The sequence below is a fragment of the Glutamicibacter sp. MNS18 genome, assembly GCF_026107515.2.
In the GTDB taxonomy this organism is placed as follows: Bacteria; Actinomycetota; Actinomycetes; order Actinomycetales; family Micrococcaceae; genus Glutamicibacter.
In genome coordinates this window covers 265,516-288,229 of the sequence record NZ_JAPCHW010000006.1, presented here as the reverse complement: position 1 = coordinate 288,229, position 22,714 = coordinate 265,516, and the positions used below count along the sequence as shown (strand labels likewise).

The window sequence follows — 22,714 nt, the reverse complement described above, 5'->3', positions numbered from 1 at the left end:
CTGGCGCCGGGCCGGATGTGCGCCGGGTGTGAACCCGCTCCGCAGCCTTGCCCAACCCAGGTGCCATATGCCTAGATTGGGTCCATGAGCATTCACCGGGAAGTGCAGTTGCCGCTGTCCGTCGAGGACACCTTCGCATGGTTCGCCCGGCCCGGCGCCGTGCACCGCCTCTTGCCGCCATGGCTTCCACTCACGGTGCTGCAGGAGGCCCGGTCGCTGCGGGACGGCACCGCGGTGCTGCGCTTGCCCGGTGGGCTGCGCTGGATTGCCGCCCACCAGCCCGGCGAGTACGACGAGGCGCGGCGCTTCGTGGACCTGCTGGAGCCGCAGGGTCCGCGCAGCTGGCCGACCAGGGCTCTGACCTGGCGCCATGAACACCGCTTCGAGGCTGCCGGTCAGCAGCAGTCGCGGGTCATCGACAGGATCGACTCCTCGCTACCGGCAGGGCAGATCCAGCGCATGTTGGCCTACCGGCACCGGCAACTGGTGGGCGACTTCTCAGCCCACCAGCAGGCCGCAGAGGCCGGCCTGAAGCCATTGGTGATTGCCGTAACCGGTGCGTCCGGGATGGTGGGAAGCGCACTGTGCGCCTTCCTCACCAGCGGAGGGCACCAGGTGATCCGCCTGGTCCGCCACGAAGCCGGGAACCCGGAGGAACGATGCTGGGATCCGCAGGATCCCGACGCGGAACTTCTGTCCGGATGCGACGCCGTGATCCACCTGGCCGGTGCGAGCATCTTCGGTCGATTCGGGCATGAGCACCGGGCTGCGGTGGTGTCCAGCCGTATCGAACCGACCAGGAAGCTGGCCCAGTTGGCCGCATCCAGCGGCGTGGGGACCTTCGTCAGCGCCTCCGCCGTTGGCATCTACGGCAGCAACGCCGGGGACGAGCCGCTGGATGAGGACGCCATGTCCGGAGCCGGCGGCGAGGACTTCCTGGTGGATGTGGTGCGGCGCTGGGAGAATGCGGCACGAGGTGCACAGGGTCAAGGCCTGCGCACGGTCCAGGTCAGGACCGGTGTGGTGCTTGATGCCTCTGGTGGAATGCTCGCGGTGCTGCGCCCGCTATATGCCGCGGGGCTGGGCGGACGGCTGGGATCCGGGAAGCAATGGCTGTCCTGGATCGGGCTGGATGACCTGGTTGATATCTACCACCGGGCCTTGTGGGACACGGAACTGGAAGGACCGGTCAACGCCGTGGCACCGTACCCGGTGCGCAATGCGGATTTCTCACGCAGCTTCGGGGAAACGTTGCATCGGCCGGCGGTCATCCCGGTGCCGACGCTGGGGCCGAAACTGGTCCTGGGCAACCACGGGGCCCGGCTGCTGGCCCTGGCCAACCAGAACATCATCCCGCGCAAGCTGTTGGAGGCGCAGCACCGCTTCCGCACCCAACGGATCCAGGAGGTCCTGGCGCACACGCTGGGACGCGCGGAGTAGAAGCCGGTCCCGCTAGAGGAGAATGCTAGTCATCCTGCAGGCCGAACCCGGAGACGACCTGTGCTTCACCATCGGAGAGGTGGTAACTCACCCCGACCACTGCGGTACGCCCTTCGGCGATCGCATCCCCGATGATGCGCGAACGGTCCACCAGCCGTTCGGAAGTCTCCTTCACATGCTCCACGACGGTGGAGTTCACATCGGTGAACCCCTTGCGTTCGGCGGCAAAGACCGACGGGGTGATGTGTTCCACCAGGTCGCGGATGAAACCCTTGGGCAGGACACCGGATTTCTTGGCCTCGATGGCGCTGGTGACCGCTCCGCAGCTGTCATGGCCGAGGATCACGATCAGCGGGATATTCAGGATGTCGACGGCGAACTCGAGCGAACCCAGGCTTGCCGAATCGATGACGTGCCCTGCGGTGCGGACCACGAACATGTCGCCCAAGCCGACATCGAAGATGATCTCCGCGGCCAGGCGGGAGTCGGAGCAACCGAAGATCACTGCGAAGGGGTCCTGCCCCGATACCAGCGACTGCCGTCGACCGCCGTCCTGGTTGGGGTGCTCATTCTGGCCGTTGATGAAACGCAGGTTCCCTTCCTGGAGTTTGGCCAGGGCCTCGGCGGGGGTCAGTGCATGTGGTGCAGGTATCGACATGCTACAAATTATACGTGCGACCTCGGTCCGGAGACGCGAAACCGTGTGTCAGATGCCCTATTGGGATGGGCCGGCTACGTCGTTTGGCCTTGCCGGACGCGCTATCGGCTGCTGTGGAATACTCCGGGAAAAGCGGACGGGAGGAGGTGCCGGTGCGGAGCGCACACCTCGAAGACGGAAAATCCGGTAGCGGTACGCTGGCCTCGGACCGGTTATGTCCCGTATCCTGAATCCTGTCAGGAACCCCGTGGGGTTTCCGGCGCTCTCAAAAGGGGCGATACCCGCTACCAGTACCGGTAGCGAATGGTAGCGGCAGACATATATGGAATTCTCTCAACCAGCACTTTCTTGAAAAGAGTCCATGATGTCAAGCATTTCCGCCGTCATCGCACGCGCCCTGAAACCCGTCGCCCCACAGATCTTCGGCCTGATGGGCAACGGCAACGCCCACTTCCTCGACGCCGCCGTCCGACAGGGGTTCGACTACACCGCGGTACGCCACGAACAGGCTACCGTGACCGCTGCGGACGCCTACTTCCGGGTGAGCAACAAGCTCGCCATCGCCTCCACCACCTACGGTGCGGGTTTCACCAATGCGATCACGGCGTTGGCCGAGGCGGCTGCGGCCCGCACCCCGGTCCTGTTCGTTACCGGTGACGCACCCACCAGCGGACGCCGCGGCTGGGATGTCGACCAGGGGGCCATCGATACCGCCGTGGGTGCGGTGACCTACGTGGTGGACGCACACACCCCGGGGCAGACCGCATTGCAGGCCGCAGCCCATGCCCTGCGCGAACGCACTCCCGTGGTGCTGGCCATTCCCTATGACCTGGCGGCGGCACCGACCGAAGACCAGGGCCCCTGGGATTTCGCCGAGTACCGGTCACACCCTGCCGCCCCCTTCCCGCAGGACGGCGAGCTGGAACACATCGCCGGGCTGCTGAACGCTGCCCGCCGCCCGCACATCCTATACGGGCGGGGGGCCATCGACGCGGCCGGTGCGGTGGCCGAACTGGCCGATAGGCTCGGAGCGACCAGCTCGGGCACCCTGCTGGCGCGCAATCTGCTGGCCCGCCCGGCCGACCTGGGCATCACCGGCGGTTTCTCCACCGAACGCACTGCCCAGATCATCGGCCAGGCCGATACCGTACTTGTGCTCGGGGCGAGCCTGAACCAGTTCCAGATGCGGTTCGGGGACCTGTTCCACCCGCACGCCACCGTGATCCAGCTCGACCTGGCCCAGGCCCCAACCAGTAGCCGGGTGGATCTCTTCGCCACCGCCGACACCGCGCAGGCACTGGCCGGGTTGCTGCCGCGGATCACCGATCGCCCGCAGGCCGAGCTGTACTGGCCGCAGCTGGACCTGGGCGAGATCACCGCGCGCGAACCGGGCGACGAAGTCGCCCCCGACGGGCTGCTTGATCCGCGCCGGGTGGCCAGTGAACTGGAGAAGATCCTGCCCGAGAACCGGCTGCTGGTCCAGGACGGCGGGCACTTCATCGGGTGGGGGCCGATGTACTGGTCGACCAGTGGCACCCGTTCGCTGGCCTGCGTGGGCACCGCCTACCAGTCCATCGGGCTGGGCGCCGCCTCGATGGTGGGGGTCGGGCCCGCCGCGGAAGGGCGCACCGTGGTCCTGGCTGCAGGTGACGGCGGGTTCCTGATGTCGCTGGCCGACCTGGAGTCGATCGTGCGCACCGTGGAGAGCGGAATCATTGTCATCTATAACGATTCCGCCTATGGCGCCGAAATCCACCAGTACGGTTCCATCGGACTGCATGAGGACCCGATGCTGATCCCGACCGTTGATTTCGGCGCCGTGGCCGGAGCCTTCGGGGCCACCGGAATCACCGTTAAAACCATTGCTGACTTGAAGAAAGTCTCTTCCTGGGTGGAGTCCGGAGCCGATGGCGTGTGCCTGGTGGACGCGCGCATTTCCCCGCAGGTACGCGCCCCCTATATGGAAGAAGTCCTTCAGGCCAACGCCCGGATCTCCGCCCCGCGGGTGTCACAATCTGATTAAGCCGGTGGAAATCCCCTCGTCGTTCAGCGTAGGGTTGCCACGTGCTATTAATGTCGGTTAGTCTTACAGTTTTTGGTCTGGGAACCTCACTGGCCGTTCCCGCGACCCCTGTTACGGACGATGCGGCAGGTGCGGTTGACTACCGTTGCGGGATCATCAGTATCGAGGAGAACGCGGGCCATCCCCTGAGTTCCGATCTGCTGGAGGACCTGCTCGTGGCCAGCTCCGGACAGCAAATGCGCGTGGCGACCTTTGACGTGGGCCTCAGCGGCGAGAATCCCGGTGAGCTGGCAGCCAACCTGGCCGGCGGGCAGGAAGCCCGGGCCGTGCAGGTGGCCACCGCCATCCAGCGCTCCGGGGCGGATGTCGTGCTGCTGACCGGGATCGATGCCGATGAGAGTGCGGTGCGCACCTTCAACGACGAGTACCTCAAGCAGGCCCAGGCCGATGGCCGGGCGACCGATTACCCCTACCGCTACGTCGGACCGACCAACAAGGGCGTGCCCAGCGGGGCGGACCTGGACGAGGACAAGATCATCGGTGGTCCGGCCGATGCCTGGGGCTACGGGCAGTTTCCCGGGCAGGGATCAATGGTGCTGCTTTCCAAGCACCCGATCGACCGGGACAACATCCAGACCATTACCGACCAGCGGTGGGCCGAGTTGCCCGGTAGCCGGATATCCGAAGCCGGTCTCGGCGCAACCGTTGCCGAGGCCATGCCGCTGATGGAATCGGGGCTGTGGGATATCCCGTTGACCGTCGCCGGGCAGCAGATCCGGGTCATTGCCGTGCAGGCCAACCAGGATCCCGAGGAAACCCGATACGCGGCACCCCGGCACAGTGACCAGCTCACCGCGATCGGTGATTGGCTGGCGGCCGAACCGTACATCCGTGACGATGCCGACGCCGCGCCTGCCCGCTCGGTGGCCTATGTGCTACTGGGTGAGCTGGGCAGGGGCGTGGAACACAACGCCGAGGTCGACGCACTGCTGGAAAAGATCGGCGTGGCCGAACAGGGTGTCCATGACCAGTCGAACTACATCCTGGCCGATAGCGACCTGGAGATCACCCGCCATGGCAGGATCGCCACCCCCTCCGTGGACGGCGCGGTCCCCGAAAGCGACGGCACGGTCAGTGGAGCCGCGGCAGACCTGCTGTGGAGCGACCTGAAATTCTGAGAACGCACAACCCGGACCGCCCGCCGGCAGGAGGGCAGGATCCGGGAGTGCGTTCGGCGGTGTTCTCCGGCGCTTAACGCGCTGTCGGTGCGGCGGTAAGTTCCTTGAGTGTGGCCAGGGCACCGCGCTCGTGCAGCGAGTGAAGGGCAGCCAGGTAGGGCCCGGTGAACCGTGGGTCCTGGGCCACGTCCCCGAACAGGTCATGCTGACGCAGGAAGGCCAGCGGGTCCTGCCGCTGTGCGGCTGCGGCGGCCCTGACCTGATCCGCCACCCGATCCACCACCTCGATGGGATTTCCCGATTCGTCAACCCCTTCGGCATAGCGCGCCCAACTGGCCACAATGGCCGCGGATAGGGCGATATCGCGTCCTGCCGCCAGGTTCTCGCGCACGACGGGCATCAACCACTTGGGGATGCGGTCCGAGGACTCGGCGCACAGCCGGGCCACGGTATCGGCAACATACTCGTTGCTGAACCGGTCGATCAGCGTGCGCTTGTAGGCCTCCAGGTCGACCCCTGGCACGGGAGCCAGCGTCGGGGTGGCCTCCAGATCCATGTATCGCAGCAGGAACCGGGAAAAGAGCTCATTGCGGGCCACATCGTGCACCGCCCGGTAGCCGGCCAGGTAGCCGAAGTAGCACAGTCCCTGGTGGCTGGCGTTAAGCAAACGCAGTTTCATCAGTTCATAGGGGACCACGTCGTCCACGACCTGCACACCGGCCTGCTTGAAGTCCGGGCGGCCGGCGACGAACTTGTCCTCCAGCACCCACTGCGTGAAGTCCTCGCACACCACCGGCCAGGCATCCTCGATACCGTAGCTTGTGCTGATATCGGCGCGGTCGGCATCGGTGGTCACCGGGGTGATCCGGTCGACCATGGAGTTCGGGAACGGGACGTTGGCCTCGACCCAGGCACCGAACTCCGGGTCCAGCGCGGTGGCGAAGGCACCGAACATCTTGTGCGCCACCTCGCCATTGCCCTGGATGTTGTCGCAACTCATCACCGTGAAGGGGATGATGCCACGCTCCCGGCGGCGTTGCAGCCCGGCGGAAATCAGCCCGAAGGTGGTCCGCGGGGCCGTAGGTGCGGCCAGGTCCGCGAGTATCGCGGGATTGGACAGGTCGAATTCACCGGTGACCGGGTTGACGTTGTAACCTCCCTCGGTGACGGTCAGCGAGACGATGCGGATGGCGGGATCGGCCAACTTCTCGATCGCGGCCTCCGTATCGTCCGGGGCATAGAGGTAGTCGATGATCGAACCGATGACCCGCACGTCCCGGGTGCCGTCGGGATTCTTTACCACCAGGGTGTACAGCCCGTCGCTGTCCTGCAGGGTATCGCGCATCCGGGTGTCCGAGGGCATCACGCCCATCCCGCAGATCCCCCAGTCCATGGCCTGCCCGGCATTCATCAGGCGGTCCAGGTACATGGCCTGATGGGCCCGGTGGAAGCCGCCCACCCCGAAGTGCACGATGCCGGCGGTGACGTGGTTGCGGTCGTAAGCGGGGGTATGCACCGCGCCGGTGATCCCGGTCAGTGTCTTGGTGTTCAGCTTCATGGTCTGCAAGGACTCCTTGGAGATAGGGGGAAGGGGATATGCCGCAGCGGCCAGGGGCTAGGAGACCCGTTCGGGGGACGGCAGCGGAACGCCGGCGAATCCCGGTTGGGTTCCGCGCAGGGCATGGGACATGAGGGCGGCCACCAGGTAGAGTGCCGCGAACAAATAGACCATTCCGGCCGCCCCCAGCGGGGTGTAGAGCACCGCGACCAGCAGCGGTCCGGCGAAGACCGCCGCACCGATGCCCAGGTTGTAGGAGGCCATCGCCGCTCCGGGGTTCTTCGGGGCCAGCGACACCGCGATGGCCGAGAGCGGAACGAAGCCGGCCAGCCCGATGCCGAAGACCGCGCCGACCAGCAGGGTCAGGCCGTAGGCCGACTCCCAGCCCTGGTCCACGGCATAGGAGGGCACCAGGTAGAGCCCGGCCATCGACACGGCGCAGAGCGCCGCCCCGAACCAGGTCACCGTCCGGGACCAGCCCAGCTTGTCGCCCAGGGCGCCGAAGAACAGGTTGCAGGGGATGTTCACCGCGTAGATGACCGTGGTCAGGATCAGGAACTGTCCCACGCTCCAGCCGAAACGCTCAACAAACAGGGCGGGGAAGAAAATGGCCATACCGTACGTGGGGACGGAGTTGATGGTGCGCGTGAGCATCACCATCAGGGCCTTGCGGTTGCCCACCAGCAGCCGCAGGCCGAAGCTCAGGGTCTGCCAGACCTGTTCGGGGTTCTCCACCAGGGGCCCGCGTCCGGTCTTTTCCTTGATTCCCACCAGGGCCACGGCGGCGCCGAGAACCACCAGGGCCAGGGAGAGCCACAGGGTCTGGTAGTAGTCCAGCCCGAAGATGTCCAGGGAAGCGGTGGCGGTCAGGGCGCCGAGGGTGGGTAGCCCGGCGCTGAAGGCCACGTAGAACCAACCGATGGCCACAGCCAGTCGTTTGGCGGTGGCGGTCGCGCTGATCCAGACCAGGAACCCGTAGGCGAAGAACGGGTAGCCGAAGCCGCGCAACCCGTAGGAGAGGAAGATCAGGGCGGTGTTCGAGGAGTTCAACGCCACCAGGAGGAAAAGCAGCTCGAAGACCACCCAGATGCCCGCGCCGATGAACATCACCTTGCGTGGCCCCCAGAGGTCGGAGAGGGAAGCGGAAAGGAAGGCCGCGATGGCCACGGCGACACCGTAGACGGTGACCAGGGTCCCTGCCTGTGGAATGGTGAAACCATGGTCGCCGGTGAGGAACGGTGCCAGGATGTTGGTTTCCACCCCGTCGCCGATCATGAAGATCATCAGGCCGACGAACCCCCACAACAGCGGACGCGGAAGGCCCATCCTTTCAAGCAACGGCGGGCGCTGCTCCCATGCCGAGGGGGCTGCGTTGGGGTCCTGGCTCATTTTGCTCCTTTGCATGCATGCGGTCCCGGTTCTCTGCGACCGCAATCAATCTAACACCAAACGAACAAACTCAACAGCTTTTATGTTAAATATTCTTCCGAACCCCAGCTCTTGGAAGCTCGAGGTGAAGCATCTATCATCGAAGTTGTGAGAAATGACGAATCAACCCAAGGGCACAGCGAGATCGCCGTACACGGGCTGCCCCCGGAACACCGCCGGGATGAAGTGACCAGTTATGTCAACAAGGTTCGCAACGTCCGGGTTGAGGACCTGGCAGAGCATTTCGGTGTCAGTGCCATGACCATCCACCGCGATTTGGACACCCTGGCCGCCGATGGCCGGCTTGAGCGTGTGCGCGGCGGGGCGCGGGCGATCACCGCACGGTTGGCCGAACGGGACGTCAGGCTGCGTCGGCACCTGAATGCGGAGGTCAAGGAGCAGCTGGCCGCCACGGCAGCGCAACTGATTCCGGCTGGGGCCGTGATTGCCCTGGATGACTCCACCACCGTCGGTGCCCTCGGCGCCCACCTTTCCGCGTGCGCTCCCTCCACCGTTATTACCCACTCCCTGGACCTGATGAACCAGGCCGTGGCGCAGCAGATCCCCATGGTCGGCCTGGGCGGGCAGTACTATGCCGAAACCGATTCCTTCCTCGGGTCGGTCGTGGTCGAGCAGGCCCGCCGGCTGACCTGCGACGTGGTTTTCGTCTCCACCACCGCCATCAAGAACGGCGTGCTGCTGCATCCCGATGCCGAGGCCGCGCAGACCAAGGCGGCCCTGTTGAAAATGGGCGGTCGGAAGGTGTTGTTGGCCGATGGTAGCAAGTTCGAGGGCGCGGGCCTCTATCACGTGATGGCCCTGCAGGAATTCGACGATATCGTGATCGACGACCAGGTGGATACCGCCCATCGCGAACAGTTGCGGGCCCTGGGCCTGGATGTCCATGTCGCCGCCAACCCGGTTGGGAGCCAATCATGACTACCACATACGTCCTGGGTATCGACTCGTCTACCCAATCATGCAAGGCCCTGTTGGTCGACGCCGAAACCGGTGAAACCAAGGCCGCCAGCCGCCAACCGCACCCGCCGGGCACGCAGGTGGATCCGGCCCATTGGATCCGGGCGCTGAAGGCCACCTCCGACGGGCTCGTTGAGCAGGCGCAGGCCCTCTCCGTGGCCGGTCAGCAGCACGGAATGGTTGCCCTGGATTCCCGGGGACGGCCAGTGCGCGAGGCGATGCTGTGGAACGACACCTCCTCGGCCGCGCAGGCCCGTGACCTGGTCGAGGAACTCGGCGGCGCGCAGGCCTGCGCCGACAAGGTAGGCAGCGTCATGGTTGCCTCGCTGACCGCCAGCAAGCTGCGCTGGATGCGCGAGAACGAACCGGAGAATGCCCGGCGGACCGAACGGGTGCTGCTGCCCCACGACTACCTCACCTGGCAGCTCGGTGGTTGCCAGGAGGCCACCACCGACCACGGGGACGCCTCGGGTACCGGGTACTATTCCACCTCCGAACGCCGGTTCCTACCCGAGGTCGCGACCATGGCGCTGGGACACGACATCGAACTGCCCCGGCTGGCCGGGGCCAGCGAGCTGGTCGGTGAAACCCGCAGCGGTGCGAGCATTGCGGCGGGCACCGGGGACAATATGGCCGCAGCACTGGGTTTGGGGCTGCAGCCGGGGGACGTGTGCATCTCGATTGGCACCTCCGGGGTCGCCTCGGCAGTGGTTGAGCACAGCGTCCATGACGGTAGCGGGATGGTCAACGGGTTCGTGGATGCCACCAACCGTTACCTCCCGCTGGCCTGCACCTTGAATGGGGCGCCGGTCCTGGATTTCGGGGCGCGCATGCTGGGGGTGGACCAGCGGCAGTTCTCCGACCTGGCGCTCAGCGCCCCGGCGGGGTCCTCAGGGGCTGTGGTGCTGCCGTATTTGGGTGGAGAGCGCACACCCAACCGGCCCACCGCCACCGGCCTGGTGCATGGGCTGCGCACCTCGACGACCCGGGAAGACATCGCGCGCGCCTTTGTCGAAGGGCTGCTGTGCTCCATGAAGGATGCGGTTGCCGCACTGGAACAGGCCACCGGTGTCCCCACCGGCAGGATCCTGCTCATTGGCGGCGGAGCCCAGTCCGAGGCAGTGCGCCGTATCGCGCCGGAAATCTTCGGGGTTGCGGTCGAGGTCCCGGCCACCGCCGAATACGTCGCACTGGGTGCCGCCCGCCAGGCGGCATGGGCGATCAGCGGCCACGCCGAGCCTCCCCAGTGGAATACCGCGGCGTCGCAACGCTACGAGGCGGTTCCCCGTCCCGGGGTCTACGAACGCTATGCGGCAACCCGGGATTCCACCGAGGGTTGGAACTAGGTCGGCTGGCTGGACATTAAAGGCAAACTACCATTTGCGGTCGCTAGAGTAGTGGCATGATGAGCAAAGATCCCATCACCATGTCCCTTTTCGATTCGAACGGGAAACCCCGCTCCGGGGTTCAGCAGGCCATCCTGAAGGGGATCGGTGTACAGCGTCCCATCGTCCTGGCCTATCTCAAGCGGTTGCGCCGCAAGCATCCGGAAGCCTCCAGCGCCCAGCTGGCCAAGATTGTCGAGCGCAACTACCTGGCCGTTGCCACCGGTTCGGGAGCGGCGGTCGGCGGTACCGCGGCCGTTCCGGCCGTGGGCACCACAGCGGCGCTCGGTCTTTCGGTGGCCGCGACCCTGGGCTTCCTGGAAGCCAGCGCGCTCTACGCGCAGGCACTGGCCGAATTGCACGGGATCGCCATCGAGGACCCGGATCGTTCCCGTGTGCTGGTCATGGCCGTGTTGATGGGCGAGGAAGGCAGCTCGATGATTGCCGGGCTGACCGCCCAGGCCGCCGGACGCGGTGGCGGGCCGGTCAAGGGCTGGGCGAGGGCCTTCGGCGCGGGCAAGCCCGCCAGCTTCTACACCTCCATGCAGAACACCCTGCAGAAGAGGTTCATGCGCAAGGTCGTAGGGACCCAGGCGGCCAGCGTGCTGGGCCGTGTGGTGCCCTTCGGGATCGGTGCGGTCATCGGCGGCGCCGGTAACCGGTACCTGGCCAGGCGGGTCATCGATACCGCGGCCACCGCCTTCGCCGGGATCCCCACGGTCAACCAGAAGCAGCTTGAACTGGACGATCCGGATATCCTCGACGAGGAAATCGTCGAAGCACCAGGCAAAGGCCGATAGGCGGCACGGGTTCATGAAAAACACGGGGTTCCGGGCGGATAAACCTTGCGGTTTCCACCCGGAACCCCGTGATCCTGCTGGCTACTTGACTGGGTCCAGCACGAAGTCGTAGGTGACCTGCTTGCCTTCGCCCGACTCTGCAGGCTGGACATCCAGCATCAGTTCCGGCTTGACCGCGTTGGCGATGTCGTCGTCATTGTGCTCGTCACCCGGGAAGTACAGCTGCGCGGTGAGCAACTCGTGTCCCGGTGCCGAAACTTTCAGATGCAGGTGGGCCGGACGCCAGGCATGCCAACCTGCGGCGGCAATCAGCTGCCCGCAGGCGCCGTCGGTCGGGATCTGGTACGGTGCCGGTTGCTTGGTGTTGATCTGGAAATTGCCTTCCTCGTCCACCAGGAAGGTACCACGCAGGTTCCATTCCGGGATTCGCGGGGCGAACTGCGAGTAGAACCCCTCCTCATCTGCATGCCACAGTTCGACCTTGGCATCCTTCAGGACGCTGCCGTCGGTGGAACGGACCTGGCCTTGGAAAAGCAGGTCGGTGCCCTTCTCGTCCTCGCGCATTGAGATGGTGGCGGGGGACTGCTGGGTCGGCGCCTCCGGCACGTAGTAGGGGCCCTCGATCGAGCCCTTGTTGCCTTCACGATGGTCGGTGGCGACATCCTCCACCGAGTGCTCAAGCCAGACATCCAGGAACAGCGGCCATTCGCCGTCCTCGCCGACCTTGATCAGCCAGGCCTTCAGCGCGTTGAACTCGTCGTAGCTCACGCGCTCTTCGAGGATGATGTCGTTGGCGGCCTTGACCAGGCGGCTGGCCAACAAGTTCACGCGCTCGGTCGAGGCCTGGACGTTGCCCAATTTGCCGGACTGGCGGAACCTGTCCGTGGCGGCATTGCCCGACTTGGCGGCGGTGGCCTCGGCTGGGGTTTCGGTGCTCATGGCGACTCCCTTGTTTTCGTGTGGTGTGCGTGTGTGGCGGGTGGCCGGGCCGCAGGGGCCGGTTATCGCTTGCGGTTACAGCCACTGTAATCCGCGTCATAGTGTGCAGGGAAATACCTATTTCCGCTCCAATAGGACGATCTGCATATCAATGCAGGTGGCCGCGACAGACGTTGGTCAGCCTAGGGAATTCGGGTGCTTGGCCAGTGCGGTCACCTTGATTTTCATGTACGCGTACATCGGGAATCCGGAGAGGATCTGGTGTAGTTCGTCGTTGGAATCGACCTCAAAAAGCGAATGGTTGGCGTATTCGCCGACGATTCGCCACAGCCCGACCATCTTTCCGCTGCGCTGCAGCTGTCCGGAATACGCCTTTTCGCGGGCCTGGAATTCGGTGACCTGCTCGTCGGTCAGCGATTCGGGAAATGTCACGTCCATACGGGCTAGGAACAGCATGGGAACTCCTCGGTATAGGTGGGTGGGTCAGGCCTGGCGATAATGCGCCAGCTTGTCTTCATCGATGGTGGCACCCACGCCAGGCAGGTTGCGCACCGAGATCCGGCCATCGCGGATCCGGATCGGATCGGCCAACAGGTCATCGGCCATGTCCAGGAAATTCGATAGTTCGCCGGCGCGCCGGCTGGTGGCCTCGAAGGCTGCACCGAAGGTCACGGTGGCCAACGATCCGACCTGCGTGTCGATCTGGTTGCCCATGGTCACATCCACGCCCAGCCCGGTGCATAGTCCCAGGACCTCGGTGGCCTCGGTGAAGCCGGAGCGGGCGGTCTTGATGCAGATCGCGTTGGCACCCCCGGAGAGCAGCTCGCGTGAGACATCCCCGGCGGTGGGAACCGATTCGTCGGCGACGATGGGGATGGGCGAATGTTCCACCAGTCGGCGCCGGCTCATGGCTTCCTTGGCGTCGCAGGGTTCTTCGAGCATGGTCAGCCCCAGTCCCTCGGTGCGGCGCAGGACCTCCAAGGCCTCGTTGGCTGTCCATCCCCGATTGGCATCCAGATAGATTTCCACGTCATCGCCCAGGCCCTCACGCAGTACATGGCAGGCCTCGATATCCAGGGCCAATGGCCGGCGGCCCACCTTGAGTTTGAAAGTGGTGATCCCGTATTCCTGTCCGAAGCGCAAGGCCTCGTCCAGCAGTTCCTGTGCCGGGCGGAAACCGAGCATGTGGCTGACCCTCATGGAATCGGTGTAACCGCCGAGCAGCTTGTGCACGCTGGTGCCCAGCATTTGGCCCACGGCATCCCACACTGCGATATCCACCGCGCCCTTGGCGACCTGGTTGTTGATGGTGCGGTCCATGACCGCGCGGATCTTGGCCCGGTCCAGGATGTCCAGCCCGATCAGTTGCGGGGCGAAGATCTCCTGCACTATTTCGATGATCGAGGCCTGGGTTTCCCCGTACGTGTACGGGCGCGGGGGAGCGTCGGCGGTGCCGACCAGCCCGGCATCGGTGTGGATACGCACCAGGACATGATCGGCCGTATGCACCTCCCCACTGGCGAACCGCAAGGGGTGGGTGTACGGGATGGCGTAGGGGATCGCCTCGATCCGCTGGATTTTCATGGTGTCATGGTCCTTCCTTGGTAAGCGGTGGTGCACACAGATCGAGGAAATTGCGCACCAGGGCGGAGTCGTTGCCGGATTTCCAAGCCATGGCCAAGTCGACGGCGGGAGCGTTGGCTAGGGGGCGGAAGGCGATCCGGCCGCTATGCGGCAGGTAGTTGGTGGTGGGCACCAGCCCGATGCCCAGCCCGGCGGCCACGAAGGTGAGCAGGGTGGAGGTTTCCCGGGCCACCTGGGCCACGCGGGGAGTGAAGCCGGCGCGGCGGCAGGCCTCAAAGGTGATGGTGGTGACGGCCGAGGACTGCGGGTAGCAGACGAAATCCAGCTCGACTAGCTGGTCAATGTGCACCGTGTCGAGCTGGGCTAAGGGGTGGTCGGCAGGCAAAGCAACGGAGAGCTTGTCCTGTTCCATCAGCACGTAGTCCACCTGGTCGCTGCGCACCGGTGGGCGCAGGATCGCCACATCCAGGCGACCCTCGACCAGGGCCTCTTCCATCTGCGGGGTAAGCATCTCGCCCTGGACATTGAGCTGCATCCCGGGCATCTGCCGGGTGGTGGCCTCGATGATGCGCGGCATGATCCGGTACGTGGCGCTGCCAGTGGACCCCAGACGTAGTACGCCGGAGGCGCCTTCTCCCACGGTGCGCACGTCGCGGGCCAGCTGTTCGTGTTCCTCAAGCAGTGCCCGTGCGCGGGTGAGCAGCAGCTCTCCGGCGGCGGTGAGTTCGACCTTGCGGGTGGTGCGGATCAGCAACTGGGTCCCCAATTGATCTTCGAGTTGCTTGATCTGCTGGGACAGGGGAGGTTGTGCCATGTGCAGGCGCAACGCCGCGCGGCCGAAGTGGCGTTCCTCGGCGACGGCGACGAAGTAGCGCAGATGTCTGGTGTCCATGGGTGCTCCGATCGTCGAACCGTGCGCCAGTTGCACGGCGGACGCATCGAGGCAACTCTAGCGCTGTGATCCAGTGGTTAGAAATACTTATTCTTGCTCTATTCAGAGCTTACAAGTATCAATACCTGGTGCCAAGGCGCGACAGGTACCGGGGCTGGGCTACCCCCAGAGGGCGAGGATCAGCTGGCCGATGGAAAAGATGACCAACCCGGCCAGGGCGCCGATGACCGTGCCGTTGATGCGGATGAACTGCAGATCCCGGCCGACCTGGAGCTCCAACTTGGCGCTGGCCTCGGCCGGGTCCCAGGCCTGGACGGTGTCACTGACCAGCCCCGCCAGCGTGGAACCGTGACCCCGTACCAGGCGTTCGACCATAGCGATCAACCGATCCTCGAGGGACTGGCGCAACGGCTGGTCGTCCAACAGGCGATGCCCAAACGCGGTGACGGCCCCGAGCAGGGCCACTCGCAGCGCGGACTCGGGGTTGGCCAGGGACTGGTGCAGCCCGGCCTTCAACGATCCCCAGCCCCGGATCGCCAGTTCGCGCAACTGCTGGTCGGTCAGCAACGAATGCTTGAATAGTTCGACCTTGGCGATGGTGTCGGCATCGTGCTGCATGGCGTCGGTGAAATCGACCAACCATCGGGTCACCGCCCGGCGCAACGGGTGCTCCGCGTTGCGGGTGACCGTCTTCAGCAGTGCGGTCAGTTCACGGTGGATCTTCTGCGCCAGCAGTTCATCGACCACGCGTGGCACCCAGCCGGGGGACTGGGAAGCTATCACCTCGCGGAAGACCTCGGGATGTTGCCGCACCCAGGCACCGGCACGCTCGGCCAGCAGGGTCAACGCCTGTTCATGATGCCCATCGGCCAGCATCTTGCCGCCTAGGGCGCCCAGGGTGGTGGACCATTCCGGGGCCACCATGTAGTCATGGGCCAGGGCCTGCAGGACGGTGAGGACCTGCTCGTCATCCAGCATATCCAGGGCCCCGCGGGCGGTGACGGCCGCTTGGGTCGACGCCTTCCCGGCACCGTCCGGGGAGGACAGGTAGCGGCCGGCACGTTCGGGCAGCCCGGCGGCACGCAGCTTCCGGGCCACGACGGGGGCGGAAAGGAAGTTCTCCTGGACGAAACCGCCCAAGGATTCACCCAGCTCGTCCTTCTTGCGCTGGATCAGGTTGGTATGCGGGATCCTCAACCCCAACGGGTGCCGGAAGATGGCCGTGACCGCGAACCAGTCGGCCACAGCCCCCACCATGCCACCCTCGGCCGCGGCCTTCAGGTAGCCGAAGGCCGGCCAGCTCTGCATCAGCAGCAGACTGATCACAAACAGCAGGCACATCACGGCAAAGAGTGTGGTGGCCAAGCGTTTCATGTTGCGCAGTGCCTGCGCCCGCGGATCAAGTAGCTGGGGCATGCGCCCAACTGTACCGATTGCCCCACCCGGCGACGTGGCACCCACGCCCGGTGCCCGGGTTACAAGTAGCGTAGAGGCATGGAAACGTTGTTCTACGCCCATCGCGGAAGCTCCGCCAAGTACGCCGAAAATACCCGGGCCGCCTACCTGCAGGCGATCGACGAAGGGGCTGACGGTATTGAATGCGATGTGCACCTCTGTGCGGATGGCCAGGTCGTCTGCCACCACGACCCCACGGTGAACCGCACCTCGAACGCCTCCGGGCCGGTGGGCGGCTACACCCTGGCCGAGCTGAAGGCCATGGATTTCACGGTGCTGCGCGATACGGTGATACCGGCCGAGTACGGCGCCATGGACGAGCAGTTGGTGACCCTGGACGAGCTGTTGACGCTCATCGACAAACGGGGCGTTCGGCTGGGGTTGGCCGTGGAAATCAAGCACCCCAGCCCGGCCGGGCGTGGTCTGGAGGACACCGTGCTCCAGGTGCTGCATTCCCACGGGTTTGATCCCCGCACCGGCAAGGCCGGAAGTCACGGGCAGATCCAGATCAGCATCATGAGCTTCGAACCGCAGTCCAACCGGTACCTGGCCGGACTGGTCAACCCGCAACTGCTCTGCCAGCTGATCACCGAAGTGGATGCCGACTGGGTGGAGGAACTGGTGGCCACCGGGCAGCACAACCGGGCCGAGGTCTACCGGGTGCTGCAACGTTCCGTCATCGAGGGTATCGAGGTGATCGAGCAGGGGACAGTAGGCATGATCGGCCCCGGCGTCCAGTGGGTGCGCGACAACGAGGCCCAGGTACGCCAATGGATTGACCGCGGCCTGGTGCCGCGGATCTGGACCGTGGATTCGGTGGCAGATGCCCGTTACCTCCATGGACTGGGAGTACGCCAGCTGACCAGCAACCACCCTCAGGTCCTTCGCGCCCGATCCGGGCTAAGCTGATGGGCGTGGATAGAGCAATGACAACCGGCCAAGCATGTCAGGCCGGGAAATGCGCGGGCTGCAGGATGCGTGATGATGCCGGGAAGCACTAGGGAACTGTTGACCCCGGCCACCCGGATGGGGGTCTCGATTGCCATTGCCACCGGCCTGTACGGTGTTTCCTTCGGGGCACTGTCGATCGCCGCGGGCTTGGATCTGTGGCAGACCGTGGCACTGAGCGCCATCATGTTCACCGGGGGATCGCAATTCGCCTTCATCGGGGTCATCGCCGGGGGAGGGACCGGGGCCGCCGCCTTCACCGCCGCCTCGCTGCTGGGGGTGCGCAACGCGGTCTACGGCATGCAGATCAAGCAGACGCTGCGCCCCCGCGCCAGGCAGGTGCCGATGATGGCCCATGTGACCATCGACGAGTCCACCGCCACCTCGCTGTCGCAGAACAGTCTCGCCGAGCGGGCGCGCGGTTTCTGGACTGCCGGACTCGGTGTCTTCATCCTGTGGAACCTGTTCACACTGGTGGGCGCGCTGCTGGGTGAATCCCTGGGAGACCCGGCCGCCTGGGGACTGGACGGCGCAGCTGTTGCCGCATTCCTCGGGCTGCTCTGGCCGCGGCTGAAGGGAATGGAACCGATCATGATTGCCCTCGCCGCCGGGGTCGTCACCGCGTTGGCGGTACCCCTGACCGCCCCGGGCATGCCGATCCTGATCGCCGCCGCCGCTGCGGTGCTCTATGCGGTGCTCAGCGCCAAACGTGGAGAGCAGGCCACCGAGCACGGGAAGCGGCAAGAAATTGATGGAGGCATGCAGTGAGCGAATTGAGTTGGTGGATCGCCGGGGCCTGCGTCCTGGCCTTCGCCATCAAGCTATCGGGGTATTTTGTTCCCCGCAGCGTGCTGGACTCGGCGTTGATGACCCGGGTCGCTGCCACGCTCACCGTGGCGCTGCTGGCCTCGTTGGTCACCATGAACGCCTTCACCTCGGGCCAGGAACTGGTCATCGATGCCCGCGTCGGTGCCCTGGCTGCCGCGTCCATTGCCCTGTTGTTCAAGGCACCTTTCCTGGTGGTGGTGATTGCCGGAGCGGCGGCCGCCATCGTGCTGCGTGCGACTGGCCTGGCCGCGTAGCCCGGGGACTTAAACAGTCGACAGCAGGCGGTCGGCGGTGGCACAGTGGGGAACATGATCGTAGCCTTTTCAGTTGCCCCCAGTACCGACCGCGCCGATGCCTCGGTGCACGACGCCGTTGCCGAAGCCGTCAAGATCGTGCGTGCCTCCGGCCTGCCGAACCGGACCAGCTCCATGTTCACCGAAATCGAAGGTGAATGGGATGAAGTCATGGAGGTCGTGAAGCAGGCGACCTTCGCGGTCGCCAAATACGGGTCCAGGGTTTCGCTGGTTCTCAAGGCGGATATCCGCCCCGGTTACAGCGGAGAACTCGACGGCAAGATCCGACGGCTAGAGACCGCCATTGCCGAGGGAAAAGATTCCTGATGAGCGGGCATTCGCCGGAACATGATGCCGCCGCCGTTGACCAGTACGTGGCCCGGGCCTTGGGGCTGAACGACCCGGTCCTGGACGCCGGCCGCGAGCACGCGCACCGTTCGGGCCTGCCGCAGATCGAGGTGTCCGCTGCACAAGGTAAGCTGCTCAAACTGCTGGCGGAACTCGTTGGCGCTCGCCGGGTACTGGAGATCGGCACCCTCGGCGGATTTTCCACCAGTTGGCTGGCACGAGGTGTGGGTGAAAGCGGTCAGGTGGTCACCTGCGAATTCGAGCCGTTGCATGCCAAGGTGGCACGGGAAAACCTGGAGCGTGCCGCCCTGGCGGATCGGGTGCAGATCCACATCGGTCCCGCTGCCGACACCCTGGCCACGCTGATCGATGAGAATACTGAACCGTTCGACCTGATCTTCATCGATGCGGACAAGCGCAGCAACGTCACCTACCTGGGGCTGGGGCTTGAACTGGCCCGGCCGGGAACCCTGTTGATCGTGGATAACGTGGTTCGCAATGGAGCCATCCTGGACGACCCCGATGAACATGGCGAGGCCTCTGCGGATATTCGCGGTGTCCAGGACGCGCTGGCTTGGCTGGGCAAGGATCCTCGGGTCGATGCCACGGCTTTACAGACCGTGGGAGCCAAGGGCTGGGATGGATTGGCAGTGGCCAGGGTCCTCTAGCCAGGATGCCGGGTAGGCTAGCCGTTCTGCCGAAAACCAACCGGCTCCCACCCACGTAACATGCCTGAATCGCTGTCTCACAACTCGAGGGGGCGGGATCCCTTGAGGTGTATTTGACATCTAAAAAGTCAGATCAGTAGTGGTATTTGGCTTGCAGAATCGTCACTGAGTGGTCATCAGCGACATACACCAACCTATTGACATCATCGATACGACGTGACCAGGCGCCAGCCAGTGCATGCTTCAGTGGTTCAGGTTTTCCAATACCCTCGAAAGGATCGTCACGTAGGACGTCTTCAATGAGAAGATTGATGCGTTTGAGCGTCTTGCGGTCCTGGGTCTGCCAGTAGACGTAATCTTCCCATCCTTCGGCAGTCCAGGTCAGTAGTCTGCTGCTCACGGATCAATAAGCCCGTGTTCTATGGTCTGGTCATTTCTTGCTGCTTCAAGAGCTGCAAGCAGGCGTACTGCGTTTTTCGGTGAGCGTAGAAGGTGGCTGGTTTCAACTAAAGAGTCGTATTCGTCTTTCGACATCAGCACTGCTGATCCGCGCTTGGATATGATTTCAACTTCGGTGTGGTCAAGGTTGACGCGTTCAATAAGGCGGAAAAGTTCGCGACGTGCTTCGCTGGTTGTGATAGCCATATCGCCTCCTAGTTGTACTAGATATGGTACCACTTCTAGCCCGCCTTGAAGGGTCCTGGCTCCAACCTGCCGCCTAACGAATGGCGGGCAATGCACGATCGACGCCTCGACATGGGACAGTGCGGGAGTTATGCAGGAAAGACTATCTACATGTTCTGCCGATAATCGCTTTACAACTTTGCATAACGTTGGTTTTGGCCTATTTTCCCGGGGGTGGAAGTGCTTGAATCAACGGGTTGCTTTGTTTCCCGCTGAGCAGGTTGGGAATCTAGGCAGAAATCTATATAGTTTTCTGTATGGCAACCTTGAGTATCACTGAAGCATCTCGAGCGGGTCTTTCTGCACTGGTTACCGCCGCAGAAGCAGGTCGAGATACTTCTTTGTCCCGTCATGGCAAGGTCGTGGCCGAAGTCGTATCGGCCCAGGAGATCGCTCAACTACGCCAAGACCGAGACACACTACGCGATGCCGCACTAGTGATGGCTCGCTTCGCTACCGATAGCGGAGTACGCACCGATCTTGATCAGGCAATGAAGTTCTTCAACCTAAACCGCGCCGAGCTCGAAGCGGAGAACGTTGAAGAGGCTGAGTCCAAGAATTCGTGAAGCATTCTCAAGATCGCCTATGTATCGTCCGACTGACTGAAGACGCAGTATCCGATCTGCACCGGCTTCACAAGAAGGACCTACGGATCGTGCGGGCCGTTTTCAAGAAGATGCTGTTACTGGAAAAATCGCCAGAGGCCGGCGAGCCGCTTCTGGGCGCTCTGGTTGGTTTTCGCAAACTAGTTGCCGGCGATCGTGACTGGAGAATCGTTTGGCGCATCACTGAAGACGCATCCGGCCTTCCAATCCTTGATATTTCCGAGATCTGGGCGGTTGGCACCCGTTCAGATGATGAAGTCTATGATGAACTCACCTCGCGCGTTGCGCGCATGGGCGATGATCCAAAGATTCAACCACTCAAAGATGTCATCACCCAGATGGGTCGCCTTTACAAATCGGTCGAAGCGACCGCCGAACCGGCACAGGAATCCGCTCTGCCCCAGTGGATGGAAACAGCGTTGAAAGACCAACTGCATCTTTCCGCACGTGAGATCCATGGACTCAGCGAACAGCAAGCCCAGCAGAGGCTCATTGAGCACTGGTCCCGCGAGCCAGGTAGTTGATCAGCTCTTCAAAATTCAGGTGTAATCGTGATCGAGCTTCAACTAATGGGCGTAGAAGTAGTTGCGAACGCTGATGATTCGCGATGAAGCCAGGGCCCTGTCTATCGGTTGAAAATTCACTTCAGCTCAGCCCCGGCTTTTCACCCGGTACCGCAGGACCCGATCAGTACCCGGATGCAACGTCCCCGTAGCAGTGAGCCGATCGCAAAGCTCTCCCAGTGGCCGGGTCGCCCGACCGGTCGGCAGCCGATCCAGCACCTCATCCAGGAGACCATCCTCCCGCGGATCTAGATCCTCGGTCTGGGGTTACGCCTGCCGGGCAAGGTTTTGCGTCTCGTTCTTTACCGCGGTGTACCCGGTATGCGTGCGCACCTCGGTCGCCAACATCATCGATACGTTGTAGGCCGCCATCCGGAACGCGTGCAGGAATTGTTTCAGCTTGCTATCCGACACCACCTGCTCCGGATTCACCTCACCGAGGAGTAACCGGGCAAGGATCGCGTGGTACGTCTCGTGGACCTCGGCCCAAGGTGCGACGTCCATCGGCGAGCACGCGCCCTTGACGGGCAGGTTCTCTTGGTCGAAGACACACAGTTCCTCGTGGTCGCCTACAGCGCGCTGCGATGCCTTGTGGGTCTCCTCGAAGGTGACATTGGCGGCATTACCCAGTTCGTACCACTCGCACTGAACGGCCTTCGTTGTAGCAGGCCAATCAGCCGATCCAGACGCTGGGTGTGTTGTTCTCGGGAATAGGAGCACCTCTCCACGGCGTGATTTACAGGTCGAAAGGTATCCCGAGCCGACGCTGTCGGCTACGCGTTCGATTGCTGCCTAGAGCCGATATGCATGAAGGAACCCCTGCGGCCGTGGTCGCAGGGGTTCCCGATTGATTCGGTTCAGGTCTTGCCGACCTCACCGGCTATTCCGAAATGCTGGCCCTCGGCTGAGTCCGATGGTTGGTGAATGCGAGCACCAGCGCCGCCAGCAGCAACGTTTCTCCAACAACCCAACCGACCATGGTGTAGTCGACGAGCTGAGGGACGCGAGGCATGTTGATCGCGGCCACTGCGAGCAAGAAAAAACTACTACGAGACTCTTCCGAGCGGGGGACGACTTTTTCTGCTCCGTTGTCATTCCCCGATTCCTTTCTCATGACCAGGTGCCCATTCCTGTGCAATATGCCTGGGAAACGAAGCTCGAAACGACATCGATCGTACCGGTGGTCGGGTACAGGATGCCCCACCCGACAGCTTGGTCCTCCGAGGCAGTTCCGAGCAGCTCCGACGTCACTTCCGTCCATACGCCGTCGAAAAGTCGTCTCAGGGCCTCACCGGGAAACAGCTCGTACCGTAACCGAAGCGTCGCAGGAAGCCTCTCGGCTGACGTCCAGCTCTCCAGCATCCTGCGTTCGGTAGGGTCAAGGGAGCCAGTGCCCCACGGGTCATCGGCGTCGATAACCTCTAAAGGGCGCGCTCGACCTTACCTCGTCCAGGATGTG

25 protein-coding genes are annotated in these 22,714 nt (G+C 63.9%); 13 read left to right on the top strand and 12 right to left on the bottom strand.

Annotation, left to right across the window (positions count from 1 at the left end):
* Positions 1-84 precede the first annotated feature (84 nt).
* A complete protein-coding gene (locus tag OK351_RS11150) occupies positions 85-1,440 on the top strand; it encodes a TIGR01777 family oxidoreductase (protein WP_265158863.1) in 1,356 nt (451 codons plus the stop codon).
* A gap of 25 nt (positions 1,441-1,465) precedes the next feature.
* On the opposite strand, the gene OK351_RS11145 is transcribed toward OK351_RS11150, so the two are convergent.
* The gene (locus tag OK351_RS11145; protein WP_265158861.1) at positions 1,466-2,098 is read right to left on the bottom strand and encodes a carbonic anhydrase; all 633 of its coding nucleotides are present in this window, start codon (positions 2,096-2,098) and stop codon (positions 1,466-1,468) included.
* A gap of 361 nt (positions 2,099-2,459) precedes the next feature.
* Here OK351_RS11145 and OK351_RS11140 point away from each other — a divergent pair, with 361 nt between their 5' ends.
* Positions 2,460-4,121: a thiamine pyrophosphate-binding protein gene (locus OK351_RS11140; protein ID WP_306349481.1), complete on the top strand. Its 1,662-nt coding sequence runs from the start codon at positions 2,460-2,462 to the stop codon at positions 4,119-4,121.
* 50 nt (positions 4,122-4,171) lie between these two features.
* Positions 4,172-5,299 carry an endonuclease/exonuclease/phosphatase family protein gene (locus OK351_RS11135; RefSeq protein WP_265158859.1) on the top strand — a complete coding sequence of 376 codons (1,128 nt, stop codon included), beginning with the start codon at positions 4,172-4,174 and terminating at the stop codon, positions 5,297-5,299.
* Between the two features lie 73 nt (positions 5,300-5,372).
* Here OK351_RS11135 and OK351_RS11130 read toward each other — a convergent pair whose 3' ends face one another.
* Both OK351_RS11130 and OK351_RS11125 read right to left on the bottom strand, forming a co-directional pair.
* The gene (locus tag OK351_RS11130) at positions 5,373-6,857 is read right to left on the bottom strand and encodes a mannitol dehydrogenase family protein (RefSeq protein ID WP_265158857.1); all 1,485 of its coding nucleotides are present in this window, start codon (positions 6,855-6,857) and stop codon (positions 5,373-5,375) included.
* Between the two features lie 57 nt (positions 6,858-6,914).
* On the bottom strand, positions 6,915-8,246 hold the full coding sequence (locus OK351_RS11125) for an MFS transporter (protein WP_265158855.1): 1,332 nt from the start codon (positions 8,244-8,246) through the stop codon (positions 6,915-6,917).
* Positions 8,247-8,393: 147 nt separating this feature from the next.
* Here OK351_RS11125 and OK351_RS11120 point away from each other — a divergent pair, with 147 nt between their 5' ends.
* The 3 genes from OK351_RS11120 to OK351_RS11110 are packed head-to-tail and all read left to right on the top strand — an operon-like array spanning position 8,394 to position 11,448.
* A complete protein-coding gene (locus OK351_RS11120) occupies positions 8,394-9,224 on the top strand; it encodes a DeoR/GlpR family DNA-binding transcription regulator (protein ID WP_265158853.1) in 831 nt (276 codons plus the stop codon).
* Positions 9,221-10,609 (top strand): xylulokinase, encoded by a 1,389-nt coding sequence (gene xylB, locus OK351_RS11115; RefSeq protein ID WP_265158851.1) that lies wholly within the window; start codon positions 9,221-9,223, stop codon positions 10,607-10,609. Before OK351_RS11120 ends, xylB begins: the two co-directional genes overlap by 4 nt.
* A 56-nt stretch (positions 10,610-10,665) precedes the next feature.
* The gene (locus OK351_RS11110) at positions 10,666-11,448 is read left to right on the top strand and encodes a hypothetical protein (protein WP_265158849.1); all 783 of its coding nucleotides are present in this window, start codon (positions 10,666-10,668) and stop codon (positions 11,446-11,448) included.
* 81 nt (positions 11,449-11,529) lie between these two features.
* Here the strand turns inward: OK351_RS11110 and catA are convergent, their stop codons facing one another.
* The 5 genes from catA to OK351_RS11085 all read right to left on the bottom strand — a co-directional run bounded on the left by catA (position 11,530) and on the right by OK351_RS11085 (position 16,279).
* Entirely contained in the window at positions 11,530-12,387 is an 858-nt protein-coding gene (catA, locus tag OK351_RS11105; protein ID WP_265158847.1) for a catechol 1,2-dioxygenase, read from the bottom strand.
* Positions 12,388-12,564: 177 nt separating this feature from the next.
* Positions 12,565-12,843 carry a muconolactone Delta-isomerase gene (gene catC, locus OK351_RS11100; RefSeq protein WP_265158845.1) on the bottom strand — a complete coding sequence of 93 codons (279 nt, stop codon included), beginning with the start codon at positions 12,841-12,843 and terminating at the stop codon, positions 12,565-12,567.
* 27 nt (positions 12,844-12,870) lie between these two features.
* Complete coding sequence (locus tag OK351_RS11095; protein ID WP_265158843.1) at positions 12,871-13,971, bottom strand: mandelate racemase/muconate lactonizing enzyme family protein; 1,101 nt, start codon at positions 13,969-13,971, stop codon at positions 12,871-12,873.
* A gap of 4 nt (positions 13,972-13,975) precedes the next feature.
* Positions 13,976-14,863, bottom strand: coding sequence for a LysR substrate-binding domain-containing protein (locus OK351_RS11090; RefSeq protein ID WP_265158841.1), 888 nt, complete (start codon positions 14,861-14,863; stop codon positions 13,976-13,978).
* A 159-nt stretch (positions 14,864-15,022) separates the two neighbouring features.
* Entirely contained in the window at positions 15,023-16,279 is a 1,257-nt protein-coding gene (locus OK351_RS11085) for a DUF445 domain-containing protein (RefSeq protein WP_265158839.1), read from the bottom strand.
* Positions 16,280-16,357: 78 nt separating this feature from the next.
* Between OK351_RS11085 and OK351_RS11080 the strand changes: the two genes are divergently transcribed.
* The 5 genes from OK351_RS11080 to OK351_RS11060 all read left to right on the top strand — a co-directional run bounded on the left by OK351_RS11080 (position 16,358) and on the right by OK351_RS11060 (position 19,403).
* Positions 16,358-17,227: a glycerophosphodiester phosphodiesterase gene (locus OK351_RS11080; RefSeq protein ID WP_265158837.1), complete on the top strand. Its 870-nt coding sequence runs from the start codon at positions 16,358-16,360 to the stop codon at positions 17,225-17,227.
* 75 nt (positions 17,228-17,302) lie between these two features.
* Entirely contained in the window at positions 17,303-18,034 is a 732-nt protein-coding gene (locus OK351_RS11075; RefSeq protein ID WP_265158835.1) for an AzlC family ABC transporter permease, read from the top strand.
* Positions 18,031-18,348, top strand: coding sequence for an AzlD domain-containing protein (locus OK351_RS11070; protein ID WP_265158833.1), 318 nt, complete (start codon positions 18,031-18,033; stop codon positions 18,346-18,348). Before OK351_RS11075 ends, OK351_RS11070 begins: the two co-directional genes overlap by 4 nt.
* A gap of 54 nt (positions 18,349-18,402) precedes the next feature.
* On the top strand, positions 18,403-18,714 hold the full coding sequence (locus OK351_RS11065; RefSeq protein ID WP_265158831.1) for a thiamine-binding protein: 312 nt from the start codon (positions 18,403-18,405) through the stop codon (positions 18,712-18,714).
* Positions 18,714-19,403, top strand: a complete 690-nt coding sequence (locus tag OK351_RS11060) for an O-methyltransferase (protein WP_265158829.1) — start codon at positions 18,714-18,716, stop codon at positions 19,401-19,403. The genes OK351_RS11065 and OK351_RS11060 overlap by 1 nt, the downstream gene beginning before the upstream one ends.
* Before the next feature lie 133 nt (positions 19,404-19,536).
* Here the strand turns inward: OK351_RS11060 and OK351_RS11055 are convergent, their stop codons facing one another.
* Positions 19,537-19,803, bottom strand: coding sequence for a Txe/YoeB family addiction module toxin (locus OK351_RS11055; protein WP_265158817.1), 267 nt, complete (start codon positions 19,801-19,803; stop codon positions 19,537-19,539).
* Positions 19,800-20,048 carry a type II toxin-antitoxin system Phd/YefM family antitoxin gene (locus tag OK351_RS11050; protein ID WP_265158815.1) on the bottom strand — a complete coding sequence of 83 codons (249 nt, stop codon included), beginning with the start codon at positions 20,046-20,048 and terminating at the stop codon, positions 19,800-19,802. Before OK351_RS11050 ends, OK351_RS11055 begins: the two co-directional genes overlap by 4 nt.
* A gap of 296 nt (positions 20,049-20,344) precedes the next feature.
* On the opposite strand from OK351_RS11050, the gene OK351_RS11045 reads away from it, so the two are divergent.
* Positions 20,345-20,653, top strand: coding sequence for a type II toxin-antitoxin system Phd/YefM family antitoxin (locus tag OK351_RS11045; protein WP_265158813.1), 309 nt, complete (start codon positions 20,345-20,347; stop codon positions 20,651-20,653).
* Complete coding sequence (locus OK351_RS11040; RefSeq protein WP_265158811.1) at positions 20,650-21,216, top strand: type II toxin-antitoxin system RelE/ParE family toxin; 567 nt, start codon at positions 20,650-20,652, stop codon at positions 21,214-21,216. Before OK351_RS11045 ends, OK351_RS11040 begins: the two co-directional genes overlap by 4 nt.
* Before the next feature lie 306 nt (positions 21,217-21,522).
* Here the strand turns inward: OK351_RS11040 and OK351_RS11035 are convergent, their stop codons facing one another.
* Both OK351_RS11035 and OK351_RS11030 read right to left on the bottom strand, forming a co-directional pair.
* Positions 21,523-21,975 carry a hypothetical protein gene (locus OK351_RS11035; protein WP_265158809.1) on the bottom strand — a complete coding sequence of 151 codons (453 nt, stop codon included), beginning with the start codon at positions 21,973-21,975 and terminating at the stop codon, positions 21,523-21,525.
* A gap of 160 nt (positions 21,976-22,135) precedes the next feature.
* Positions 22,136-22,369, bottom strand: a complete 234-nt coding sequence (locus tag OK351_RS11030; RefSeq protein WP_265158807.1) for a hypothetical protein — start codon at positions 22,367-22,369, stop codon at positions 22,136-22,138.
* Positions 22,370-22,714: the final 345 nt, after the last annotated feature.

Excerpts from the sequence above, each read along its gene's own strand:
- OK351_RS11150 (WP_265158863.1), top strand. The coding sequence starts at position 85 with ATGAGCATTCACCGGGAAGTGCAGTTGCCGCTGTCCGTCGAGGACACC.
- OK351_RS11145 (WP_265158861.1), bottom strand. The coding sequence starts at position 2,098 with ATGTCGATACCTGCACCACATGCACTGACCCCCGCCGAGGCCCTGGCC.
- OK351_RS11140 (WP_306349481.1), top strand. The coding sequence starts at position 2,460 with ATGATGTCAAGCATTTCCGCCGTCATCGCACGCGCCCTGAAACCCGTC.
- OK351_RS11135 (WP_265158859.1), top strand. The coding sequence starts at position 4,172 with ATGTCGGTTAGTCTTACAGTTTTTGGTCTGGGAACCTCACTGGCCGTT.
- OK351_RS11130 (WP_265158857.1), bottom strand. The coding sequence starts at position 6,857 with ATGAAGCTGAACACCAAGACACTGACCGGGATCACCGGCGCGGTGCAT.
- OK351_RS11125 (WP_265158855.1), bottom strand. The coding sequence starts at position 8,246 with ATGAGCCAGGACCCCAACGCAGCCCCCTCGGCATGGGAGCAGCGCCCG.
- xylB (WP_265158851.1), top strand. The coding sequence starts at position 9,221 with ATGACTACCACATACGTCCTGGGTATCGACTCGTCTACCCAATCATGC.
- OK351_RS11110 (WP_265158849.1), top strand. The coding sequence starts at position 10,666 with ATGATGAGCAAAGATCCCATCACCATGTCCCTTTTCGATTCGAACGGG.
- catA (WP_265158847.1), bottom strand. The coding sequence starts at position 12,387 with ATGAGCACCGAAACCCCAGCCGAGGCCACCGCCGCCAAGTCGGGCAAT.
- catC (WP_265158845.1), bottom strand. The coding sequence starts at position 12,843 with ATGCTGTTCCTAGCCCGTATGGACGTGACATTTCCCGAATCGCTGACC.
- OK351_RS11095 (WP_265158843.1), bottom strand. The coding sequence starts at position 13,971 with ATGAAAATCCAGCGGATCGAGGCGATCCCCTACGCCATCCCGTACACC.
- OK351_RS11090 (WP_265158841.1), bottom strand. The coding sequence starts at position 14,863 with ATGGACACCAGACATCTGCGCTACTTCGTCGCCGTCGCCGAGGAACGC.
- OK351_RS11085 (WP_265158839.1), bottom strand. The coding sequence starts at position 16,279 with ATGCCCCAGCTACTTGATCCGCGGGCGCAGGCACTGCGCAACATGAAA.
- OK351_RS11080 (WP_265158837.1), top strand. The coding sequence starts at position 16,358 with ATGGAAACGTTGTTCTACGCCCATCGCGGAAGCTCCGCCAAGTACGCC.
- OK351_RS11075 (WP_265158835.1), top strand. The coding sequence starts at position 17,303 with ATGCCGGGAAGCACTAGGGAACTGTTGACCCCGGCCACCCGGATGGGG.
- OK351_RS11065 (WP_265158831.1), top strand. The coding sequence starts at position 18,403 with ATGATCGTAGCCTTTTCAGTTGCCCCCAGTACCGACCGCGCCGATGCC.
- OK351_RS11060 (WP_265158829.1), top strand. The coding sequence starts at position 18,714 with ATGAGCGGGCATTCGCCGGAACATGATGCCGCCGCCGTTGACCAGTAC.
- OK351_RS11050 (WP_265158815.1), bottom strand. The coding sequence starts at position 20,048 with ATGGCTATCACAACCAGCGAAGCACGTCGCGAACTTTTCCGCCTTATT.
- OK351_RS11045 (WP_265158813.1), top strand. The coding sequence starts at position 20,345 with ATGGCAACCTTGAGTATCACTGAAGCATCTCGAGCGGGTCTTTCTGCA.
- OK351_RS11030 (WP_265158807.1), bottom strand. The coding sequence starts at position 22,369 with ATGAGAAAGGAATCGGGGAATGACAACGGAGCAGAAAAAGTCGTCCCC.